Below are 18,173 nucleotides of genomic sequence, written 5' to 3'. Positions count from 1 at the left end.
CTGCGCCGCCTTTCTCGTTGTTGCCGCTGCTCAGGATACCTGTGAGCTAAATGACAGTTACCGACTGTTGAATTACTTTGTCAACTGTCAGTGGCTGACATTAGCCTCGTGGAATGAGCTCTAAGACCCCGGTTGCCCAAGCCGCGCCGGACCTTTCCGTACCGGAGCCTCGCAAGGGACTCCGGGGCCATCCGTGGCTGACCCTGTTCTCCGTCGCGATCGGCGTGATGATGGTGGCCCTCGACGGCACCATCGTGGCCATCGCCAACCCGGCCATCCAGGCGGACCTCAAGGCGTCGCTCGCCGACGTCCAGTGGATCACCAACGGCTATCTGCTGGCCCTCGCCGTCTCGCTGATCACGGCCGGCAAGCTCGGTGACCGCTTCGGCCACCGGCAGACGTTCCTGATAGGCGTGGTGGGCTTCGCGCTCGCCTCCGGAGCCATCGGCCTGTCCAGCGAGGTCTCGCTGGTCATCACCTTCCGCGTGCTCCAGGGCATCTTCGGCGCGCTCCTGATGCCCGCCGCCCTCGGCCTGCTGCGCGCGTCCTTCCCGGCCGAGAAGCTCAACATGGCCATCGGCATCTGGGGCATGGTCATCGGCGCCTCCACCGCCGGCGGCCCGATCGTCGGCGGCCTGCTCGTCGAGCACGTGAACTGGCAGTCGGTGTTCTTCATCAACGTGCCGGTCGGCGTCCTCGCCCTCGTCCTGGGCCTGGCGATCCTGAAGGACCACCGCGCCCAGAACGCCCCGCGCTCCTTCGACATCCCCGGCATCGTGCTGCTCTCCGGCGCCATGTTCTGCCTGATCTGGGCGCTGATCAAGGCCGGCGAGTGGGGCTGGGGCGACGCGAAGACGCTGGGCTTCCTGGCCGCGGCGGTCGTCGTCTTCGCCGCCTTCGCGGTGCTGGAGACCAAGGTCCGCGAGCCGCTGATCCCGCTGCGGATGTTCCGTTCCGTACCGCTGACGGCCGGTACGGTCCTGATGGTGCTGATGGCCTTCGCCTTCATGGGCGGCCTGTTCTTCGTCACCTTCTACCTGCAGAACGTGCACGGCCTGAGCCCCGTGGACAGCGGTCTGCACCTGCTGCCGCTGACCGCGATGATGATCGTCGGTTCGCCGGCCGCGGGCGCGCTGATCACCAAGTTCGGCCCGCGCATCCCGCTCGTCGGCGGCATGGTGTGCACCGCCGTCGCCATGTTCGGCATGACCACCCTGTCCACCAGCACGGGCACGCTGACCATGTCCCTGTGGTTCGCGCTGCTGGGCCTGGGTCTCGCGCCGGTCATGGTCGGTGCCACCGAGGTCATCGTCGGCAACGCGCCGCTGGAGCTGTCCGGCGTGGCGGGCGGCCTGCAGCAGGCCGCCATGCAGGTCGGCGGCAGCCTCGGTACGGCCGTGCTCGGTGCGGTGATGTCCAGCAAGGTCAGCTCGGAGTTCGCGGGCAACTGGACCAAGGCCGGCCTGCCGGGCGCCCCGGACCCGGCGCTGAAGGCCGCGGCCGAGGTCGGCGCGGTGCCGCCGCAGGTGGCCCAGGCTCCCGGCATGACGCCGCAGATCGTCGACCGGATCAGCACCGCGGTGCACGACACCTTCGTCTCGGGCATGGGCCTGGCCTTCACCGTCGCCTGCGCGGTGGCGGTCGTCGCGGCCGTCGTCGCGCTGTTCACCAAGCGCGGTGCCAACGCGGAGGCGGGCGCGGGCGTCGGGCACATCTGACCGCTTGCCGCTTGCTGCCTGCCGTCCGCCGTCAGCCGTCCGCCGTCCGTCGGACAACCGGGGCGCATCGACGCGCGGCCGGCCGGAGCCTCCCGCTCCGGCCGGCCGCGCGTTTCGTTTCTCCACAGGCCCCCGGTCCCCCGTACGGGCCTGCGGCTTTCCGTACCCCCTGGACGCGTCGCCCTGCCGTACGCAGGCACAACGGGCGTCAACGTCCGTCCCCGGCAGCGTGGTTGACGGCCCATCGGCGGCGCGTCGCCTATCCGGGTGGGCCGCCCGGCGAAGGCTTGGCTCCGGCACCCGCACGCGGCCAAGCTCGGATCACCGACCCGCGGCGGACAACCGCCCGCCGTGACAGGCCACTTCGTACTCCACGGGGGAGATGCACATGCGTACGATCCACGCCGCCGCGCTGCTGACCGGAGCCGCCGCCCTGGCCGCCGCCCACCTCGGCGTACCGGCCGCGCACGGAGCGCCGCAGCACCGGCCACGGGCCCACACGGGACCGGCCGCGGGCGACTGCGCCACCGGCCAGTTCTGCGTCTGGCCGGGCCGCGGCTTCGGCGGCAAGAGGCTGACCTACGAACTGTCCGGCACCGACATCGAAAGCTGCGTCACGCTGCCCGCCGGGGTCCGCGCCGTCTCCTTCGCCAACCGCACCGGTCGGCCCGTCACCACGTACCAGAGCGCCGAGTGCGCGGAGACCGGGGAGTTCGACACCTATCCGGGCGGCGGCAGCTGGGTTCCCGAATCCCCTTACCAGGTCAGGGCGTTCAAAATCTGGGAGAGCTGACGGGGGGAGTGGGTACGGCGACGCGGGGTACCCGGGTTCCGAGCCCGAACCACACGACCCTCGGGAGGGATGATGGCGGGCCTCGGACAGCACAGCCGTACCCGATGGCGTACCCACCTGCGGAGCAACCCCCGCTCACGAGGCCGGACGGGGCCTCGGACCGGGCCGGACCGCGCCACGCTGGGCGTGATCGGACTGATCTGCGCGGTCGCCGGATTCTTCATCCTGAGCATCGTTCTCGGGCCGGTGTCCGTGCTCCTCGGCTGGCTCGCGATGGGCCGCCGGTGGAGCAGCGGGAGCCAGGCGCTCCCGGCGCTGGTGGCTGTCGTCCTCGGTGTGATCGACACGGTATTCGCGATCATCCGGATCACCACCACGGCCGTCGGGGCCCCGTTCTGAGCGGACCCCGTCACGGCCGTACGCGATCACCTGCCCGCCTCCGGAGCCACCGGCGGGCAGGGCCACCGGAACAGCGACGCGAGGCGCCCCCGGACCGGATCTCTCCGGCCGGGGGCGCCTCGTGGTGTTCGGCTGACCCTACGGGTGACTACGCGTCGCCGCCCGCCTCGCCGGCGTCCGCCGCCGCGACGTCCAGCAGCTGGTAGCGGTCGATGGCCTGCTTCAGCAGCGAGCGGTCGACCTTGCCCTCCCTGGCCAGCTCGGTGAGCACGCCGAGGACGATCGACTGGGCGTCGATGTGGAAGAAGCGGCGGGCCGCGCCCCGCGTGTCCGCGAAGCCGAAGCCGTCGGCGCCCAGCGACTGGTAGGTGCCCGGCACCCAGCGCGCGATCTGGTCCGGAACCGCACGCATCCAGTCGGAGACGGCCACCTTCGGACCCTGCGCGTCGGCGAGCTTGCGCGTCACGTACGGGACGCGCTGCTCCTCCTCCGGGTGGAGCAGGTTGTGCTCCTCGGCCTCCACCGCGTCGCGGCGCAGCTCGTTCCAGGAGGTCGCCGACCAGACGTCCGCCTTGACGTTCCACTCGTCGGCCAGGATCTGCTGGGCTTCCAGCGCCCACGGCACCGCCACGCCGGAGGCGAGGATCTGGGCCGCGTGCTCGCCCTTCTCACCCTGCTTGAAGCGGTACAGGCCCTTGAGGATGCCCTCGGCGTCCACGTCCGCCGGCTCGGCCGGGTGCTGGATCGGCTCGTTGTAGACGGTGAGGTAGTAGAAGACGTCCTCACTGTTCTCGCCGTACATCCGGCGCAGACCGTCCTTGACGATGTGCGCGATCTCGTACCCGTACGCCGGGTCGTAGGCGACACACGCCGGGTTGGTCGAGGCGAGCAGCTGGGAGTGGCCGTCCGCGTGCTGAAGGCCCTCGCCGGTCAGCGTCGTACGGCCGGCGGTCGCACCCAGCACGAAGCCGCGCGCGAGCTGGTCGGCCATCTGCCAGAACTGGTCACCGGTCCGCTGGAAACCGAACATCGAGTAGAAGACGTAGACCGGGATCAGCGGCTCGCCGTGCGTCGCGTAGGCGGAGCCCGCCGCGATCAGCGAGGCGGTGCAGCCGGCCTCGGTGATGCCGTCGTGCAGCATCTGGCCGGTCGGCGACTCCTTGTACGCCAGCAGCAGCTCGCGGTCGACCGACTCGTAGATCTGGCCCAGCGGGTTGTAGATCTTCGCGGACGGGAAGAACGCGTCCATACCGAAGGTGCGGTACTCGTCCGGCGCGATCGGCACGAAGCGCTTGCCGATCTCCTTGTCCCGCATGAGGTCCTTCAGGACCCGCACGAACGCCATGGTCGTGGCGATCTTCTGCTGGCCGGAGCCCTTCTTCGCGCCCGCGTACGCCTTCTCGTCCGGCAGCGGCAGCGGCTTGGCGCGCACGACACGGGTCGGGACGTACCCGCCGTTCGCCTTGCGGCGGTCGTGCATGTACTGGATCTCTTCGGAGTCGCGACCCGGGTGGTAGTACGGCGGCAGGCCGTCCTCCAGGTCCTTGTCCGGGATCGGCAGGTGCAGCCGGTCGCGGAACATCTTCAGGTCGTCGACCGTCAGCTTCTTCATCTGGTGGGTCGCGTTGCGGCCCTCGAAGTTCGGGCCGAGGGTCCAGCCCTTGACGGTCTGCGCGAGGATCACCGTCGGCTGGCCCTTGTGGGCCTTGGCCGCCGCGTACGCCGCGTAGATCTTCTTGTGGTCGTGACCGCCGCGGCCCAGGTGCTGGATCTGCTGGTCGGTCATGTTCTCGACCATCGCGCGCAGGCGGTGGTCGTCACCGAAGAAGTGCTCGCGGATGTACGCGCCGGTCTCCGTCGCGTACGTCTGGAACTGGCCGTCCGGTGTCGTGTTCAGCTTGTTGACCAGGATGCCGTCGCGGTCCTGGGCCAGCAGCGGATCCCAGCTCCGGTCCCACACCAGCTTGATCACGTTCCAGCCGGCGCCGCGGAACTGCGACTCCAGCTCCTGCATGATCTTGCCGTTGCCGCGGACCGGGCCGTCCAGACGCTGCAGGTTGCAGTTGACCACGAAGGTCAGGTTGTCCAGGCCCTCACGTGCCGCGATGGACAGCTGGCCGAGCGACTCCGGCTCGTCCATCTCGCCGTCGCCGAGGTAGGCCCATACGTGCGAGTCGGAGGTGTCGGCGATGCCGCGCGCCTCCATGTAGCGGTTCATCCGGGCCTGGTAGATCGCGCCGAGCGGGCCGAGGCCCATCGAGACGGTCGGGAACTCCCAGAAGTCCGGCATCAGCCGCGGGTGCGGGTAGCTGGACAGGCCGTCGGGGAACTTCGACTTCTCCTGGCGGAAGGCGTCGAGCTGCTTCTCGGTGAGCCGGTCCAGCAGGTACGCGCGGGCGTACACGCCGGGGGAGGCGTGGCCCTGGAAGAAGATCTGGTCGCCGCCCTTGCCGTCGTCCTTGCCCCGGAAGAAGTGGTTGAAGCCCACGTCGTACAGGGAGGCGGAGGAGGCGAAGGTCGCGATGTGGCCGCCGACGCCGATACCCGGGCGCTGCGCCCGGGAGACCATCACCGCGGCGTTCCACCGGGTCGCGTTCAGGATCTTGCGCTCGATCTCCTCGTTGCCGGGGAAGAACGGCTCGTCCTTGGTCGCGATGGTGTTGACGTAATCCGTGCTGCGCATCTCGGGCACGGCCACGCGCTTCTCGCGGGCACGCTCGATCAGGCGGAGCATGAGGTAGCGGGCACGTTCCCGGCCTCGCTCATCGACGGCTGCGTCGAGCGAGTCGAGCCATTCCTGGGTCTCTTCGGGATCGAAGTCCGGGACCTGGCTGGGAAGGCCGCCAATGATGATCGGGTTGCGATCGGATCCGGAAGCCACGCTGTTCCTTCGCTGTTCGGTCTTGCTCTGCTTGGTGTCGCGCCGTCTTCCATCGTGTACCGGCTCGCCGGGATACGTCATCTCTACCGGTGGGTAACCACTCCCTAAGAGACGGGCGCTGTAAGGCCGGTTTTTCAGGTCGGCCAAATCGCAACCATACGCCCACGCCGGAACCGGTTGCCGTACGGTCGTGCGAACCCCGAGAAGAGGTCCGCACCCCGGGTGGCGCCCCCCAAAGAGCCCAGTCCCCAGACAAAACCTGATAAAGGCGGCGAAACAGTGTGGGGTGAATCACTTCCCGCCGCGTGCGCGGGGTCGCAGTTGCGGCGAGACGGCGGTAAACGTCACCGTTTCGACGGTCTCGGCCGCCGGGTACTTGCGCGATCCGCCCGGCCCGTGTGGACTACGCCCAATGCCCCGCGCACGCGTGGGTGCAAGCCATTTACCGAAACATGACAGGAGGCAATCCGTGAGCGCGACCGCGGACCACGCGGAGGAGCGGACCAACCCTGCCACCAGGCTGGGGTTCGAGCCCGGACAGGTGGTCCAGGAGATCGGCTACGACGACGACGTCGAGCAGGAGCTCCGCGAAGGCATTGAGGCCGTGACCGGCCAGGAAATCGTCGACGAGGACTACGACGACGTCGCTGACGTCGTCCTGCTGTGGTTCCGTGACGAAGACGGCGACCTCACGGACGCGCTGGTGGACGCCATCGGTCTGATCGATGAGGGCGGCGAGGTCTGGCTGCTGACCCCCAAGACCGGCCGTGACGGGTACGTCGAGCCGAGCGACATCAATGAAGCCGCGCAGACCGCGGGCCTGGCCCAGACCAAGAGCATCAACGCGGGCAAGGACTGGAGCGGCAGCCGCCTGGTCACCCCCAAGAATGCGAAGTCGGGCAAGCGCTGAGCTGCGCCCCCACGTTCCGTACCGAGCCCCCCGCCGCCCGATCCGGTGGGGGGCTCGGCGTGTGCGCCCCGGCGCGTAGGGTTGGCCGCAACCTGTTGGAATCCGCCGGGGCGGCCGCCGCCGGCGGTGCCCCGCGCCGCACGCCGTGCCGGCGCCGGGCACGGCGAGGACGGCCGCGTACGGTGTCTGCGAAGGGAACGGTCCCCATGGCGATCGAGGTCGGCACGAAGGCTCCGGAATTCGAGCTGAAGAACCAGCACGGCGAGCTGGTCAGGCTCTCCGACTTCCGCGGCGAGAAGGCCGTCGTCCTCCTCTTCTACCCCTTCGCCTTCACCGGCGTGTGCACCGGCGAGCTGTGCGCCCTGCGCGACGAGCTGCCGAAGTTCGTCAACGACGACGTGCAGCTGCTGGCCGTCTCCAACGACTCGCCGTTCTCGCTGCGCGTCTTCGCCGAGCAGGAGGGCCTGGAGTACCCGCTGCTGTCGGACTTCTGGCCGCACGGCGAGGCCTCGCGGGCGTACGGCGTCTTCGACGAGGAGAAGGGCTGCGCGGTGCGCGGCACCTTCATCATCGACAAGGAGGGCGTGGTGCGCTGGACGGTCGTCAACGGCCTGCCCGACGCCCGTGACCTCAACGACTACCTCAAGGCGCTCGGCGAGCTCTGACCGGCCTCCGGTCGCCGTGTGCGGACGGTTCCGGGGCCGTGCGCGGCGGCCCGGTCCGCCGCGGGCGGCCGTCGCGGCGACATCCGCGCGGTGTCCGTACCGGTACCTGTAATCGGTGGGAACCGGTCACTAGGATCAAATCGTTGATCTGATGCCATGCACGATGGGGGCGCAAAGCATTTCGTACCCCTCGAACCCAGGGAGGACTCGTGGGAGTCAGCCTCAGCAAGGGCGGAAACGTCTCGCTGACGAAGGAAGCCCCCAATCTGACCGCGGTCGTCGTCGGTCTGGGCTGGGACGCCCGTACCACCACCGGTACGGACTTCGACCTGGACGCCAGCGCGCTGCTGACGAACGACCAGGGCAAGGTCGCCAACGACCAGAACTTCGTGTTCTTCAACAACCTGAAGAGCCCGGACGGCTCGGTCGAGCACACCGGCGACAACATCACCGGTGAGGGTGAGGGCGACGACGAGCAGATCAAGGTGAACCTGGCCGGCGTGCCGGCCGATGTCGCCAAGATCGTGTTCCCGGTGTCCATCTACGACGCCGAGAACCGCCAGCAGAGCTTCGGCCAGGTGCGCAACGCGTTCATCCGCGTCGTCAACCAGGCCGACGGCAACGAGCTGGCCCGTTACGACCTGAGCGAGGACGCCTCGACGGAGACCGCCATGGTCTTCGGCGAGCTGTACCGCAACGGCGCGGAGTGGAAGTTCCGGGCCATCGGCCAGGGGTACGCCTCGGGCCTGCGCGGCATCGCGCAGGACTTCGGCGTCAACGTCTGAGCCGAGCCGTAACCCTTCCGTACCCGGCGCCGTACACCCCTGTCCGGGGAGTACGGCGCCGGGCGCGCTTGCAGCCCGTACACAGGGCCCGTACGCGGTCCGTACGGGACGCGGGCCCGAGGCACGGCGTGCGCGCACCGCGCACGGTCCACGCGCGCGCCGTAAAGGTGGCGTATCCGAGGCCGTGTCCGTCTCGTAGGGGCCCTGTACGAACCCGTATGAAAGCCGTGGGCAACCGCGGCACCACCGTCACCGGGGAGGATACGAACACCATGGGCGTCACGCTCGCCAAGGGAGGCAACGTCTCCCTCTCCAAGGCCGCTCCGAATCTCACGCAGGTCATGGTCGGCCTCGGCTGGGACGCGCGCTCGACCACGGGAGCGCCGTTCGACCTGGATGCCAGCGCGCTGCTGTGTAGGTCGGGACGGGTGCTCGGCGACGAGTACTTCGTCTTCTACAACAACTTGAAGAGCCCGGACGGCTCGGTCGAGCACACGGGCGACAACCTCACCGGTGAGGGTGAGGGGGACGACGAGTCGATCCTGGTCGACCTCAGCAAGGTCCCCGGAGAGGTCGACAAGATCGTTTTTCCGGTCTCGATCCACGAGGCGGATGTCCGCGGTCAGAGCTTCGGCCAGGTCAGCAACGCTTTCATCCGGGTCGTCAATCAGGCGGACGGCAGTGAGCTGGCCCGCTACGACCTCAGCGAGGACGCTTCCAGCGAAACCGCGATGATCTTCGGTGAGGTCTACCGGTACAGCGGTGAATGGAAGTTCCGTGCGGTGGGCCAGGGGTACGCGTCGGGTCTGCGCGGCATCGCTCTAGACTTCGGGGTCAACGTTTCGTAAAGCGCCGCGCACTGCGCGGGGGACACCCCATACAGCGAGGGATTGGGTTAGGCAGTGCTCCTGAAAACCTTTGGCTGGTCGTTCGCCGTCACGGCGGCCGGTCTGGCTTTGGCCGGCGTCCTCTGGGGGTGGCAGGGGCTAGCGATCGTCGGCATCCTGTCGATCCTGGAGATTTCGGTCTCGTTCGACAACGCGGTCATCAACGCCGGAATCCTGCGCAAGATGAACGCCTTCTGGCAGAAGATCTTCCTGACTGTCGGCATTCTGATCGCCGTCTTCGGTATGCGGCTGGTCTTCCCGGTGGTGATCGTCGCGGTCACCGCGAAGATCGGGCCGATCGAGGCCGTCAACCTGGCGATCAACGACAAGCCGCAGTACGAGCACCTGGTCACGGGGGCCCACCCGGCCATCGCGGCCTTCGGCGGCATGTTCCTGCTCATGATCTTCCTCGACTTCATCTTCGAGGAGCGCGAGCACAAGTGGCTGGGCTGGCTCGAACGGCCGCTGGCCAAAATGGGCAAGCTGGACATGCTGTCCGTCATCGTCGCGCTGATCGTCCTGCTCGTCAGCGCGATGACGGTGGCCACCGACGTCGCGCACGGCGGCGGTGACAAGAGCGCCACGGTGCTGCTGTCCGGCGTCGCGGGCCTGCTCACGTATCTGATCGTGGGCGGTATCTCCGGCTACTTCGAGGACAAGCTGGAGGAGGCCGAGGAGAACGAGGACGAGGAAGACGAGGACGCCCCGTCGAAGAAGGCCGTGGCCGCCTCGGAAGCCGGCGCGAACGGTGCGGCGGGCAAGCGCGGCGCCGTCTCCGGCGTGGGGCTCGCGGGCAAGGCCGCGTTCTTCCTGTTCCTCTACCTGGAGGTCATCGACGCGTCCTTCTCCTTCGACGGCGTCATCGGCGCCTTCGCCATCACCAACGACATCTTCGAGATGGCGCTGGGTCTGGGCATCGGCGCGATGTACATCCGTTCGCTGACGGTCTTCCTGGTCCGCAAGGGAACCCTGGACGACTACGTCTACCTGGAGCACGGCGCGCACTACGCCATCGGCGCGCTGGCCGTCATCCTGCTCGCCACGATCAAGTACGAGATCAACGAGGTCATCACCGGCCTGGTCGGAATCGTGCTGATCGGGCTGTCCTTCTGGTCATCCGTGCGCAAGAACCGCAAGGAAGGCAAACCGGAGCAGGACTCCGCGGCAAAGTCGGAAGTTGCCTCCGGAGTGTGACGAGGGTCCGATTGAGGAACGCTCTCAGCGGGGCGGCCATGGAGTGCTCACTCCATGGCCGCCCCGCGGCCGTACCGGGCCACGGGGCGGCCGGGACAGCCGGGACCAGCAGCAGTCGGGCCGTCGGGCCATCGGGGCGGGCGGCCTTCGGGTCGGATCGATGGGGTGGGGCAAGGTGTCGTTCTTGGACAACTGGCGTCGGGGCGGGACGCCGAAGTTCGAAGCCGGTGGCGCGTCGTACGTGGTCGAGCTGACCAAGCGCAATCCGGTCGTCTCGCTGACGAAGCAGGGCGCGGCCTCCGGGCACCTGCGGGTCAACCTGTCCTGGCAGATGCGTACGTCCGACATCGGGATGCGCGGTTCGCAGCGTGGCGGGAGCCTGCTGCGCAACCCGGTCAAGATGTTCAAGCCGGAGGTGGTGCAGGCGCAGGGGCCGGCGGTCGTCAAGATCGACCTGGACCTGGCCTGCCTGTACGAGCTCAAGGACGGCACCAAGGGCGTGGTGCAGCCCCTCGGCAACTTCCTGGGGGACATCAACGCCGCGCCGTACGTGAAGCTCAGCGGCGACGACCGGTTCGGCTCGCCCTCCGGTGAAACGCTCTACATCAACCTCGACCACCGCGACGAGATCAAGCGCCTGCTGATCTTCGTCTACATCTACGACGGCACACCGGCCTTCGACCGCACCCACGCCGTCGTGACGCTCTACCCGAGCAACGGCCCCCGCGTGGAGATCAGCCTCGACGAACGCGCGCCACAGGCCCGCTCCTGCGCCATCTTCATGCTGGAGAACAACAAGGGCGAACTCACCGTCCGCCGCGAGGTGAAGTACGTCTACGGCTTCCAGTCCGAACTGGACCGCCTCTACGGCTGGGGCCTGCAGTGGGGGCGGGGGTACAAGTCGAAGGTGTGAGGGGTGGGGCGCGGGGGCGGGGGGGGCGCCCCCGGGGGCCCGGGGTCCTGGGGCCCTGGGCTTGGGGTGCGGCCACGGCCATGGCCATGGCCGCGCAGCGGCGTGACCTTTGGCCGGCGCCGCGCGCCATGGTCGCTCAGCGACTGCGCCTGCCAGGCGTCACGACCTCCTCGGCTGTGATGGTCGGCCGTTCCCCCTCCGTCAACGGTGCTGGAACTGCGGCCCCTGCGGCGGGAGGACGAAGTTCGGGTCGAATCCGGGGGCCGGTCCGGGTCCGGGGCCGGGCGGCTGCTGCGGGTAGCCGTAGCCCGGGGGCGCCGGTACGGCCGGGGCCACGGGGCCCGTCGGATACGGCTGGTGCTGGGGCTGCTGCGGCGGCTGCGGATAGCCGTACGAGGGCTGCGGCTGCTGCGGCATCGGCCCGGGGTACCCGTACGCGGGCTGGGCCGGGGGCTGCGTCGGAGGCGGCGGGATGTTTGGAGCGTTCTGCGGATAGCCGTAGCCCCCGCCGGTGGGCGACGGCTGAGGCGGGAACGCGGCGGCCGGCGCGGCCGCGTGCGGGGCAGTCGCGGGCGGAGCGGCGGGCGGCGGCAGCGGGAAGGAGTCCGGGTCCGCCTGCGGGGCGGGGGCCGGGGGTGCGGACGGTGCCGGGTTCGAGCCCGGGACCGGGGCAGAGGTCGGGGCCGGGGGCTGGTTCGGCGCCTGGTTCGGTGCCTGGCCCGGGGCCGAGGCCGGGGGCGTTGCCGCCGCAGGCGGCGTCGCCGGGGCCGGTGCCTGGTCCGGGTTCGGGCCCGGGTTCGGGCCCGGGTCGGGAAGGTGCTGCGTCGCGGCCTCAGGATCCGCTGGGGGCGACAGCGCCTCCGTCTCCCCGGAACCGTTCGACGAGGAACCGTCCGGTGAGGAGCGGTCCGACGAGGAGCGGTCCGACGAGGATCGGTCCGGCGAAGCCGTGGCGACGGCCGGCTCGGACGCGGCCGTGCCGGCGCCCGAAGCCGCGGACTCGTCCTCTTCCTCCACCGAGATCCCGAACTCGGTGGCCAGGCCGATCAGCCCGTTCTCGTACCCCTGTCCGAGCGCACGGAACTTCCACTGATCGCCGCGCCGGTACAACTCGCCGCAGATCAGGGCCGTCTCCTTGCCCGTCTCCGGGACCACGTCGAAGACCGCGACCGGTTCGTCGTCCGACGAGGAGGCGTCGTGCAGCAATACGCGCAGATCCCGTACCTGGGCGAAGGTCCCGCCGTCCGCCGACGCGGTGAGCATGACGCGGTCCACCGACGCCTCAAGCCCGGACAGGTCCGCCTCGATCGTGTCCGCCACTCCGTCGGCCAGTTGCACCTTCGGCAGGTGCCGCACCAGGCCGCTGGGGTGCCGCGGCTGGTTGTAGAAGACGAAATCAGCATCGGAACGCACGCGTCCGTCGGCGCCGAGAAGCAGGGCCGAGGCATCTACATCGCGCACTCCGGCGCCGGGGGTCCAGCGCAGTACGGCCCGGACCGCCGTGGTGTCGAGGGGTACGTTCGACCCTTTCAGCATCGCGTGCGTCATGTTCGTAATCCTGCCTTCCCGAAGGTCGGGGGGACAACGCGGGGGCCTTCCCGGCGTGGCCCGCCCGGCGCTCGCGCCCCCTGGGCGTCGCATGCGGGTTACGCGCTTTTCACCTGGGCGGGAACTTTCCCGCCGCGACCGCACGTACGATTACCGGCCGGATCCAGACAGCGAGTCGCCGCGGGGTGGCCCCGGCCCCGCCTGCTCACGGGGAGTTCTATGCGTCACTTTGGGCACCTTGCGCCCGATATCCGGAACGCTTTGTTCCACCAGGAGCCGGTCGAGTTCACCGCCGACTCCCCGCCCGCCACGCTCGCGGCCGCCCTCGGCGCGACGCTCTACAGCCCTGCCACCCGTCCACGGCTCGCCGAGGACATCGTCAAACAGGCCGGCCGTGGAGTGATCTCCATGGTGCTGTGCCTGGAGGACTCCATCAGCGACGCGGACGTGGTCGCCGGCGAGGAGAACCTCGTACGGCAGTTCGCGGTCCTCGCTGAGGAGGCCGAGAAGGGCACGGACCTCCCGCTGCTGTTCATCCGGGTGCGCGCGGCTGCGCAGATACCCGACCTGGTGCGCCGACTGGGCCGTGACGTGCAACTGCTGTCCGGATTTGTGCTTCCCAAATTCACCGAAGAGCGCGGTGTCCCGTTCCTGGAGGCGCTGACCGGCGCGGAGGCGGAGTGCGGGCGGCGGCTGTTCGCGATGCCGGTGCTCGAATCGCCCGACCTGCTCCACCTGGAGAGCCGCGGCGAGACACTGCGGGGCATCGCGCGCACGGTGGACAAATACCGCGACCGCATCCTGGCGCTGCGGCTCGGCGTCACCGATTTCTGCTCGGCCTACGGTCTGCGCCGCGCCCCCGACATGACCGCGTACGACGTGCAGATCGTCGCCTCCGTGATCGCCGACGTGGTGAACGTGCTCGGCCGGGCGGACGGTACCGGATTCACGGTCACCGGCCCGGTGTGGGAGTACTTCCGCCTGCACGAGCGGATGTTCAAGCCGCAGCTGCGGCAGAGCCCCTTCCTGGGCCGGGCGGAGGAACTCCGGACCGCCCTGATCGAGCACGACATGGACGGGCTGCTGCGCGAGATCGAACTCGACCGCGCGAACGGCCTGCAGGGCAAGACCTGCATCCACCCCTCGCACGTGGCACCGGTGCACGCGCTCTCGGTCGTCAGCCACGAGGAGTTCAGCGACGCCGTGGACATCCTGCGGCCGGAGCGGGGCGCCGGCGGCGTACTGCGCTCCGCCTACACGAACAAGATGAACGAGATCAAGCCGCACCGCGCCTGGGCCGAGCGGACCCTGCTGCGCGCCGACGCCTTCGGTGTCGCCCGCGAGGGCGTCGGCTTCGTGGAGCTGCTGGCGGCCAGCCTTCCGCACACCTGAGACGGCGAACGGTTCAGGAGACCTGGCGGTTACCGCCCCACCGGGCCGACGACGCCCAGGAAGCAACGGACGATGACGACGGCGGAAGAGACGAAGGAGACGGGCACAGTGGTGTGGACGGGAGAGTGGGTCGCCCAGCGGCTCGGGGTCTCGCTGAGCGGCGGCGCAGAGCTGCCCCGGCTGCTGGGCCTGGCGCTGCGGCGCAACCCCAAGCGGGCTCACCTGCTCGTGTCGAACGTGCTCGGCAAGCACGTGCCGCAGCGACCGGACATGGTCCACGGCGCCGGCCTCGGGCTGGGGCGCCAGGTCCGTGACCTGCTGGGCGACACCGAAGCGGCGCGCGCCGTCGTCCTGGGATACGCCGAGACCGCCACGGGCCTCGGGCACAGTGTCGCCGACGGCCTGGGTCTCGCGCCGTATCTGCACTCCACCCGGCGGCCGGTCGCGGGTGTCGAGCAGGCGGGCGGTTTCGAGGAGGAGCACAGCCACGCGACCTCGCACCTGCTGCTGCCGGAGAACCCGGCGCTGCTGGCCGGCGACGGCCCCCTGGTCCTGGTCGACGACGAGTTCTCCACCGGCCGCACGGTCCTGAACACCATCAAGGCCCTGCACGCCCGCTTCCCCCGCGAGCGGTACGTCGTCGTCGCACTGGTCGACATGCGCTCGGACGCGGACCGCGCCCACCTGGAGAAGTTCGCCGCGGACCTCGGCGCCCGGGTCGACCTCATATCCCTGGCCGCCGGAGGCGTACGGCTCCCCGCCGACGTCCTCGAACGCGGCCAGGCCCTCGTGGCCGCCCATCAGAGCGCGACACCCATGCCGACGGCCGGCCCCACGCCGGCCGGCCAGGCTGCGGAGCCCGCGGCGCCGGGCGGCCCGACGCGAGCCGTACGCATCGACCTCGGCTGGCCGGAAGGCGTACCGGACGGCGGACGCCACGGCTTCACCCCCGGCCACCGAGCCCGGCTGGAGGCCGCGCTCCCCGGTATGGCGGCCCGGATCGCCGCCGGTCTCGCCGGCGCCCGCCGGGTGCTGGTTCTCGGCAACGAAGAGCTGATGTACGCGCCGCTGCGCCTCGCCGGAGCCCTGGACGACTCCGTACCGGCCGAGGTGTACTTCTCGACCACCACCCGCTCGCCGGTACTCGCCGTCGACGATCCCGGCTACGCCATCCGCACCCGGCTGGCCTTCCCCGCCCACGACCGGCCGGCCGACGGGCCGGGGGAGCGGTACGCGTACAACGTCGCGGCCGGCGCGGACCCCCAGCGGCGCTTCGACGCGATCGTCGCCGTCACCGACTCGCACGGCGACACCCCGGAACTCCACGGCACCGACGGGCTCCTGAGCCGACTCGCGCCCCACACCGACCGGCTGCTGCTCGCCGTCATCCCGTCCTACACACCGGCGTACCCGCTGCCGCAGACGCCGGAGCCCGCCCCGAAGCCCATGCCCCACGCCACGCGACGACAGGTCTGACCGATGCCCCTCCCCGAGCCGCTGCGCGGCCCCGCCTTCTCCTCCTACGCCCCCGACGAGGTCGGCTGGCTGCTCCAGGACCTGTCCTCGATCAGCCTGGAAGCGCCGACCGAGGAGCGCGAAGAGGCGATACAGGCCGGTGGCGCGCACTACGCCGAGTCGCTGCCCGTCGAGTACCAGCCGAGCGAGGACTACCAGGCGCTCTTCCACAGCGCCCTGAAGACGTCTGCCGACCGCATCGCGCGGGCGGTCGGCACCGTCACCGAGACGGTGATCGCCGAACGCTCCCCCCGCCCGGTACTGGTCTCGCTGGCCCGCGCCGGCACTCCGGTGGGCGTCCTGATGCGCCGCTGGGCCCTGCACGCCCACGGGCTCGACCTGCCGCACTACGCCGTCTCGATCGTGCGCGGACGCGGCATCGACACCACCGCGCTGCGCTGGCTCGCCGCCCACCACGACCCGGCTGACGTCGTCTTCGTGGACGGCTGGACCGGCAAGGGCGCCATCACCCGTGAATTGACCCAGGCGTTGCGCGACTTCTCCGGTTTCGACCCGCGGATCGCCGTGCTCGCCGATCCCGGCGGCTGTGTGGACACCTACGGCACCCGCGACGACTTCCTCATCCCCTCCGCGTGCCTCAACTCGACCGTCTCGGGCTTGATCTCGCGCACCGTGCTCCGCGACGACCTGGTGGGGCCCGACGACTTCCACGGCGCCAAGTTCTACCGCGACCTCGCGCCGGCCGACCTGTCGCGGGTGCTCATCGACACGGTCGCCGCGCGGTTCGACGAGGTCGCCGAGCAGGTCGCCGCCGATGCGAAGGAACTGGCGGCGGCCGACCGGACGCCCACGTGGGCGGGCTGGGCCGCGGTCGAGCGGATCAGCGAGTCCTACGGCATCCACGACGTCAACCTCGTGAAGCCTGGCGTCGGTGAGACCACGCGGGTACTGCTCCGGCGCGTCCCCTGGAAGATTCTTGCCCGGCGCGGCGCCGGAACGGATCTGGATCATGTGCGTCTCCTGGCTGAACAGCGAGGCGTGCCCGTCGAAGAGGTCGACGAACTCCCCTACACCTGTGTCGGTCTGATTCACCCCCGCTTCACGCGGGGCGCGACGGGTGCGGACGGCAAGGCGGTGACCGCGCCGTGAGCACGATCGTCGCCAGCGACCTGGACCGCACCCTCATCTATTCGGCCGCCGCCCTGGACCTGGCCCAGCCCGACTCCGAGGCGCCCCGCCTGCTCTGCGTCGAGGTCTACGAACACAGACCGCTCTCCTACATGACGGAGACGGCGGCGCACCTGCTCGCCGGCCTCGCCGACGCCACCACGTTCGTCCCCACGACCACGCGCACCCGCGAGCAGTACGGACGCATCCACCTCCCGGGCCGCGCCCCGCGGTTCGCCATCTGCGCGAACGGTGGCCATCTGCTCGTCGACGGAGAATCCGACCGTGACTGGCAGCGCACCGTCGCCACCCGGCTGAGCGCGGAGTGCGCCTCGCTCGCCGAGGTCCGTACCCACCTTCTGCGGACCGCCGACCCGGCATGGCTGCTCAAGGAACGCGTCGCCGAGGACCTCTTCGCCTACCTCGTCGTCGAGCGCTCGCTGCTGCCGCAGACCTGGGTCAAGGAACTCGCCGAGTGGGCGGACACCCGCGGCTGGACCGTCTCGCTCCAGGGCCGGAAGATCTACGCCGTACCGAAGCCGCTGACCAAGAGCTCCGCCGTGGCCGAGGTGGTCCGCCGGACCGGAGCCGCGCAGGTGCTCGCCGCCGGTGACTCCCTGCTGGACGCCGATCTGCTGCTGGCGGCGGACCGCGGCTGGCGCCCCGGCCACGGCGAGCTGGCGGACTCGGGGTGGAGCGCGCCGCACGTCACCGCGCTGGAAGAGCGCGGAGCCGCGGCAGGCGAGGAGATCCTGCGGGCCTTCACCCGCGGCGCCGCTGCCCCCGACCGCTCTTGCTGAGCCGTACGACGAGGAAGGCCAGGACGGCCAGCATGGCGGCCACCAACACCACCTTCGAGTACGCATCCACATAGCCGGTCACTTCCTCCCAGTTCTCGCCGAGCGCGTAGCCGGCGAGGACGAAGATCGAATTCCAGATCAGGCTGCCGAGTGTGGTCAGGACGAGAAAGGCCGGTATCGACATCCGCTCGATGCCGGCCGGGACCGATATCAGGCTGCGGAAGATCGGCACCATCCGGCCGAAGAACACCGCCTTGTTGCCGTGCCGTTGGAACCAGCGCTCCGTCTTCTCGACGTCGGAGACCTTGACCAGCGGCAGCTTGGCCGCGATCGCGAGCATCCGGTCCCGGCCGAGCAACGCGCCCACGCCGTAGAGAGCCAGGGCACCGAGCACCGATCCGAGCGTCGTCCACAAGAGCGCGGAGAACAGGGTCATCCGGCCCTGTCCCGCCGCGAAGCCCGCGAGGGGCAGAATCAGCTCGCTCGGCAGCGGCGGGAAGAGATTCTCGGCGGCGATCGCCAGGCCCGCGCCGGGCGCGCCGAGGACGTCCATGAGTCCGGTGATCCAGCTGGTTTCCGCGTGTTCGTTCATGCTTCGACGCTAGAAATTCGCGCCCGCCGCCACATTGCGGAAAACCGCACGGA

General features: G+C 69.9%; 14 protein-coding genes and 1 pseudogene. 12 read left to right on the top strand and 3 right to left on the bottom strand.

Going from position 1 to position 18,173, the window contains the following annotated elements; all coding sequences use genetic code 11:
• Nucleotides 1–113 precede the first annotated feature (113 nt).
• The 3 genes from AB0L45_RS00455 (at nucleotide 114) to AB0L45_RS00445 (ending at nucleotide 2,910) form a co-directional block, all read left to right on the top strand.
• On the top strand, nucleotides 114–1,718 hold the full coding sequence (locus AB0L45_RS00455) for an MFS transporter (RefSeq protein WP_365834557.1): 1,605 nt from the start codon (nucleotides 114–116) through the stop codon (nucleotides 1,716–1,718).
• 388 nt (nucleotides 1,719–2,106) lie between these two features.
• The gene (locus AB0L45_RS00450) at nucleotides 2,107–2,511 is read left to right on the top strand and encodes a peptidase inhibitor family I36 protein (RefSeq protein ID WP_365834555.1); all 405 of its coding nucleotides are present in this window, start codon (nucleotides 2,107–2,109) and stop codon (nucleotides 2,509–2,511) included.
• A 69-nt stretch (nucleotides 2,512–2,580) separates the two neighbouring features.
• Nucleotides 2,581–2,910: a small hydrophobic protein gene (locus AB0L45_RS00445; RefSeq protein WP_365834553.1), complete on the top strand. Its 330-nt coding sequence runs from the start codon at nucleotides 2,581–2,583 to the stop codon at nucleotides 2,908–2,910.
• Nucleotides 2,911–3,058: 148 nt separating this feature from the next.
• On the opposite strand, the gene aceE is transcribed toward AB0L45_RS00445, so the two are convergent.
• Complete coding sequence (aceE, locus tag AB0L45_RS00440; protein WP_365834551.1) at nucleotides 3,059–5,791, bottom strand: pyruvate dehydrogenase (acetyl-transferring), homodimeric type; 2,733 nt, start codon at nucleotides 5,789–5,791, stop codon at nucleotides 3,059–3,061.
• Nucleotides 5,792–6,260: 469 nt separating this feature from the next.
• Here aceE and AB0L45_RS00435 point away from each other — a divergent pair, with 469 nt between their 5' ends.
• The 6 genes from AB0L45_RS00435 to AB0L45_RS00410 all read left to right on the top strand — a co-directional run bounded on the left by AB0L45_RS00435 (nucleotide 6,261) and on the right by AB0L45_RS00410 (nucleotide 11,145).
• Nucleotides 6,261–6,701, top strand: coding sequence for a DUF3052 domain-containing protein (locus tag AB0L45_RS00435; RefSeq protein ID WP_365834549.1), 441 nt, complete (start codon nucleotides 6,261–6,263; stop codon nucleotides 6,699–6,701).
• Between the two features lie 206 nt (nucleotides 6,702–6,907).
• Complete coding sequence (locus AB0L45_RS00430; protein ID WP_365834547.1) at nucleotides 6,908–7,366, top strand: peroxiredoxin; 459 nt, start codon at nucleotides 6,908–6,910, stop codon at nucleotides 7,364–7,366.
• Nucleotides 7,367–7,575: 209 nt separating this feature from the next.
• Complete coding sequence (locus AB0L45_RS00425; protein WP_365834545.1) at nucleotides 7,576–8,151, top strand: TerD family protein; 576 nt, start codon at nucleotides 7,576–7,578, stop codon at nucleotides 8,149–8,151.
• A gap of 272 nt (nucleotides 8,152–8,423) precedes the next feature.
• Entirely contained in the window at nucleotides 8,424–8,999 is a 576-nt protein-coding gene (locus AB0L45_RS00420; RefSeq protein WP_365835580.1) for a TerD family protein, read from the top strand.
• Between the two features lie 54 nt (nucleotides 9,000–9,053).
• On the top strand, nucleotides 9,054–10,232 hold the full coding sequence (locus AB0L45_RS00415) for a DUF475 domain-containing protein (RefSeq protein WP_365834543.1): 1,179 nt from the start codon (nucleotides 9,054–9,056) through the stop codon (nucleotides 10,230–10,232).
• A gap of 175 nt (nucleotides 10,233–10,407) precedes the next feature.
• Nucleotides 10,408–11,145, top strand: coding sequence for a Tellurium resistance (locus tag AB0L45_RS00410; RefSeq protein WP_365834541.1), 738 nt, complete (start codon nucleotides 10,408–10,410; stop codon nucleotides 11,143–11,145).
• A 201-nt stretch (nucleotides 11,146–11,346) separates the two neighbouring features.
• On the opposite strand, the gene AB0L45_RS00405 is transcribed toward AB0L45_RS00410, so the two are convergent.
• Nucleotides 11,347–12,693 (bottom strand): TerD family protein, encoded by a 1,347-nt coding sequence (locus tag AB0L45_RS00405; protein WP_365834539.1) that lies wholly within the window; start codon nucleotides 12,691–12,693, stop codon nucleotides 11,347–11,349.
• 219 nt (nucleotides 12,694–12,912) lie between these two features.
• Between AB0L45_RS00405 and AB0L45_RS00400 the strand changes: the two genes are divergently transcribed.
• The 3 genes and pseudogenes from AB0L45_RS00400 to AB0L45_RS00390 all read left to right on the top strand — a co-directional run bounded on the left by AB0L45_RS00400 (nucleotide 12,913) and on the right by AB0L45_RS00390 (nucleotide 17,528).
• Nucleotides 12,913–14,085: an HpcH/HpaI aldolase/citrate lyase family protein gene (locus AB0L45_RS00400; protein ID WP_365834537.1), complete on the top strand. Its 1,173-nt coding sequence runs from the start codon at nucleotides 12,913–12,915 to the stop codon at nucleotides 14,083–14,085.
• 72 nt (nucleotides 14,086–14,157) lie between these two features.
• Nucleotides 14,158–16,710: pseudogene (locus tag AB0L45_RS00395) on the top strand (phosphoribosyltransferase).
• A complete protein-coding gene (locus AB0L45_RS00390) occupies nucleotides 16,707–17,528 on the top strand; it encodes an HAD family hydrolase (RefSeq protein ID WP_365834535.1) in 822 nt (273 codons plus the stop codon). The pseudogene AB0L45_RS00395 and the gene AB0L45_RS00390 overlap by 4 nt, the downstream one beginning before the upstream one ends.
• Here the strand turns inward: AB0L45_RS00390 and AB0L45_RS00385 are convergent.
• Complete coding sequence (locus AB0L45_RS00385; RefSeq protein WP_365834533.1) at nucleotides 17,491–18,120, bottom strand: DedA family protein; 630 nt, start codon at nucleotides 18,118–18,120, stop codon at nucleotides 17,491–17,493. The genes AB0L45_RS00390 and AB0L45_RS00385 overlap by 38 nt on opposite strands.
• Nucleotides 18,121–18,173 lie beyond the last annotated feature (53 nt).

The sequence above is a fragment of the Streptomyces sp. NPDC052496 genome (genome assembly GCF_040679095.1).
Taxonomy (GTDB): Bacteria; Actinomycetota; Actinomycetes; order Streptomycetales; family Streptomycetaceae; genus Streptomyces.
The sequence above is the reverse complement of the archived record's forward strand: the minus strand, read 5'-3'. Positions and strand labels throughout refer to the sequence as shown.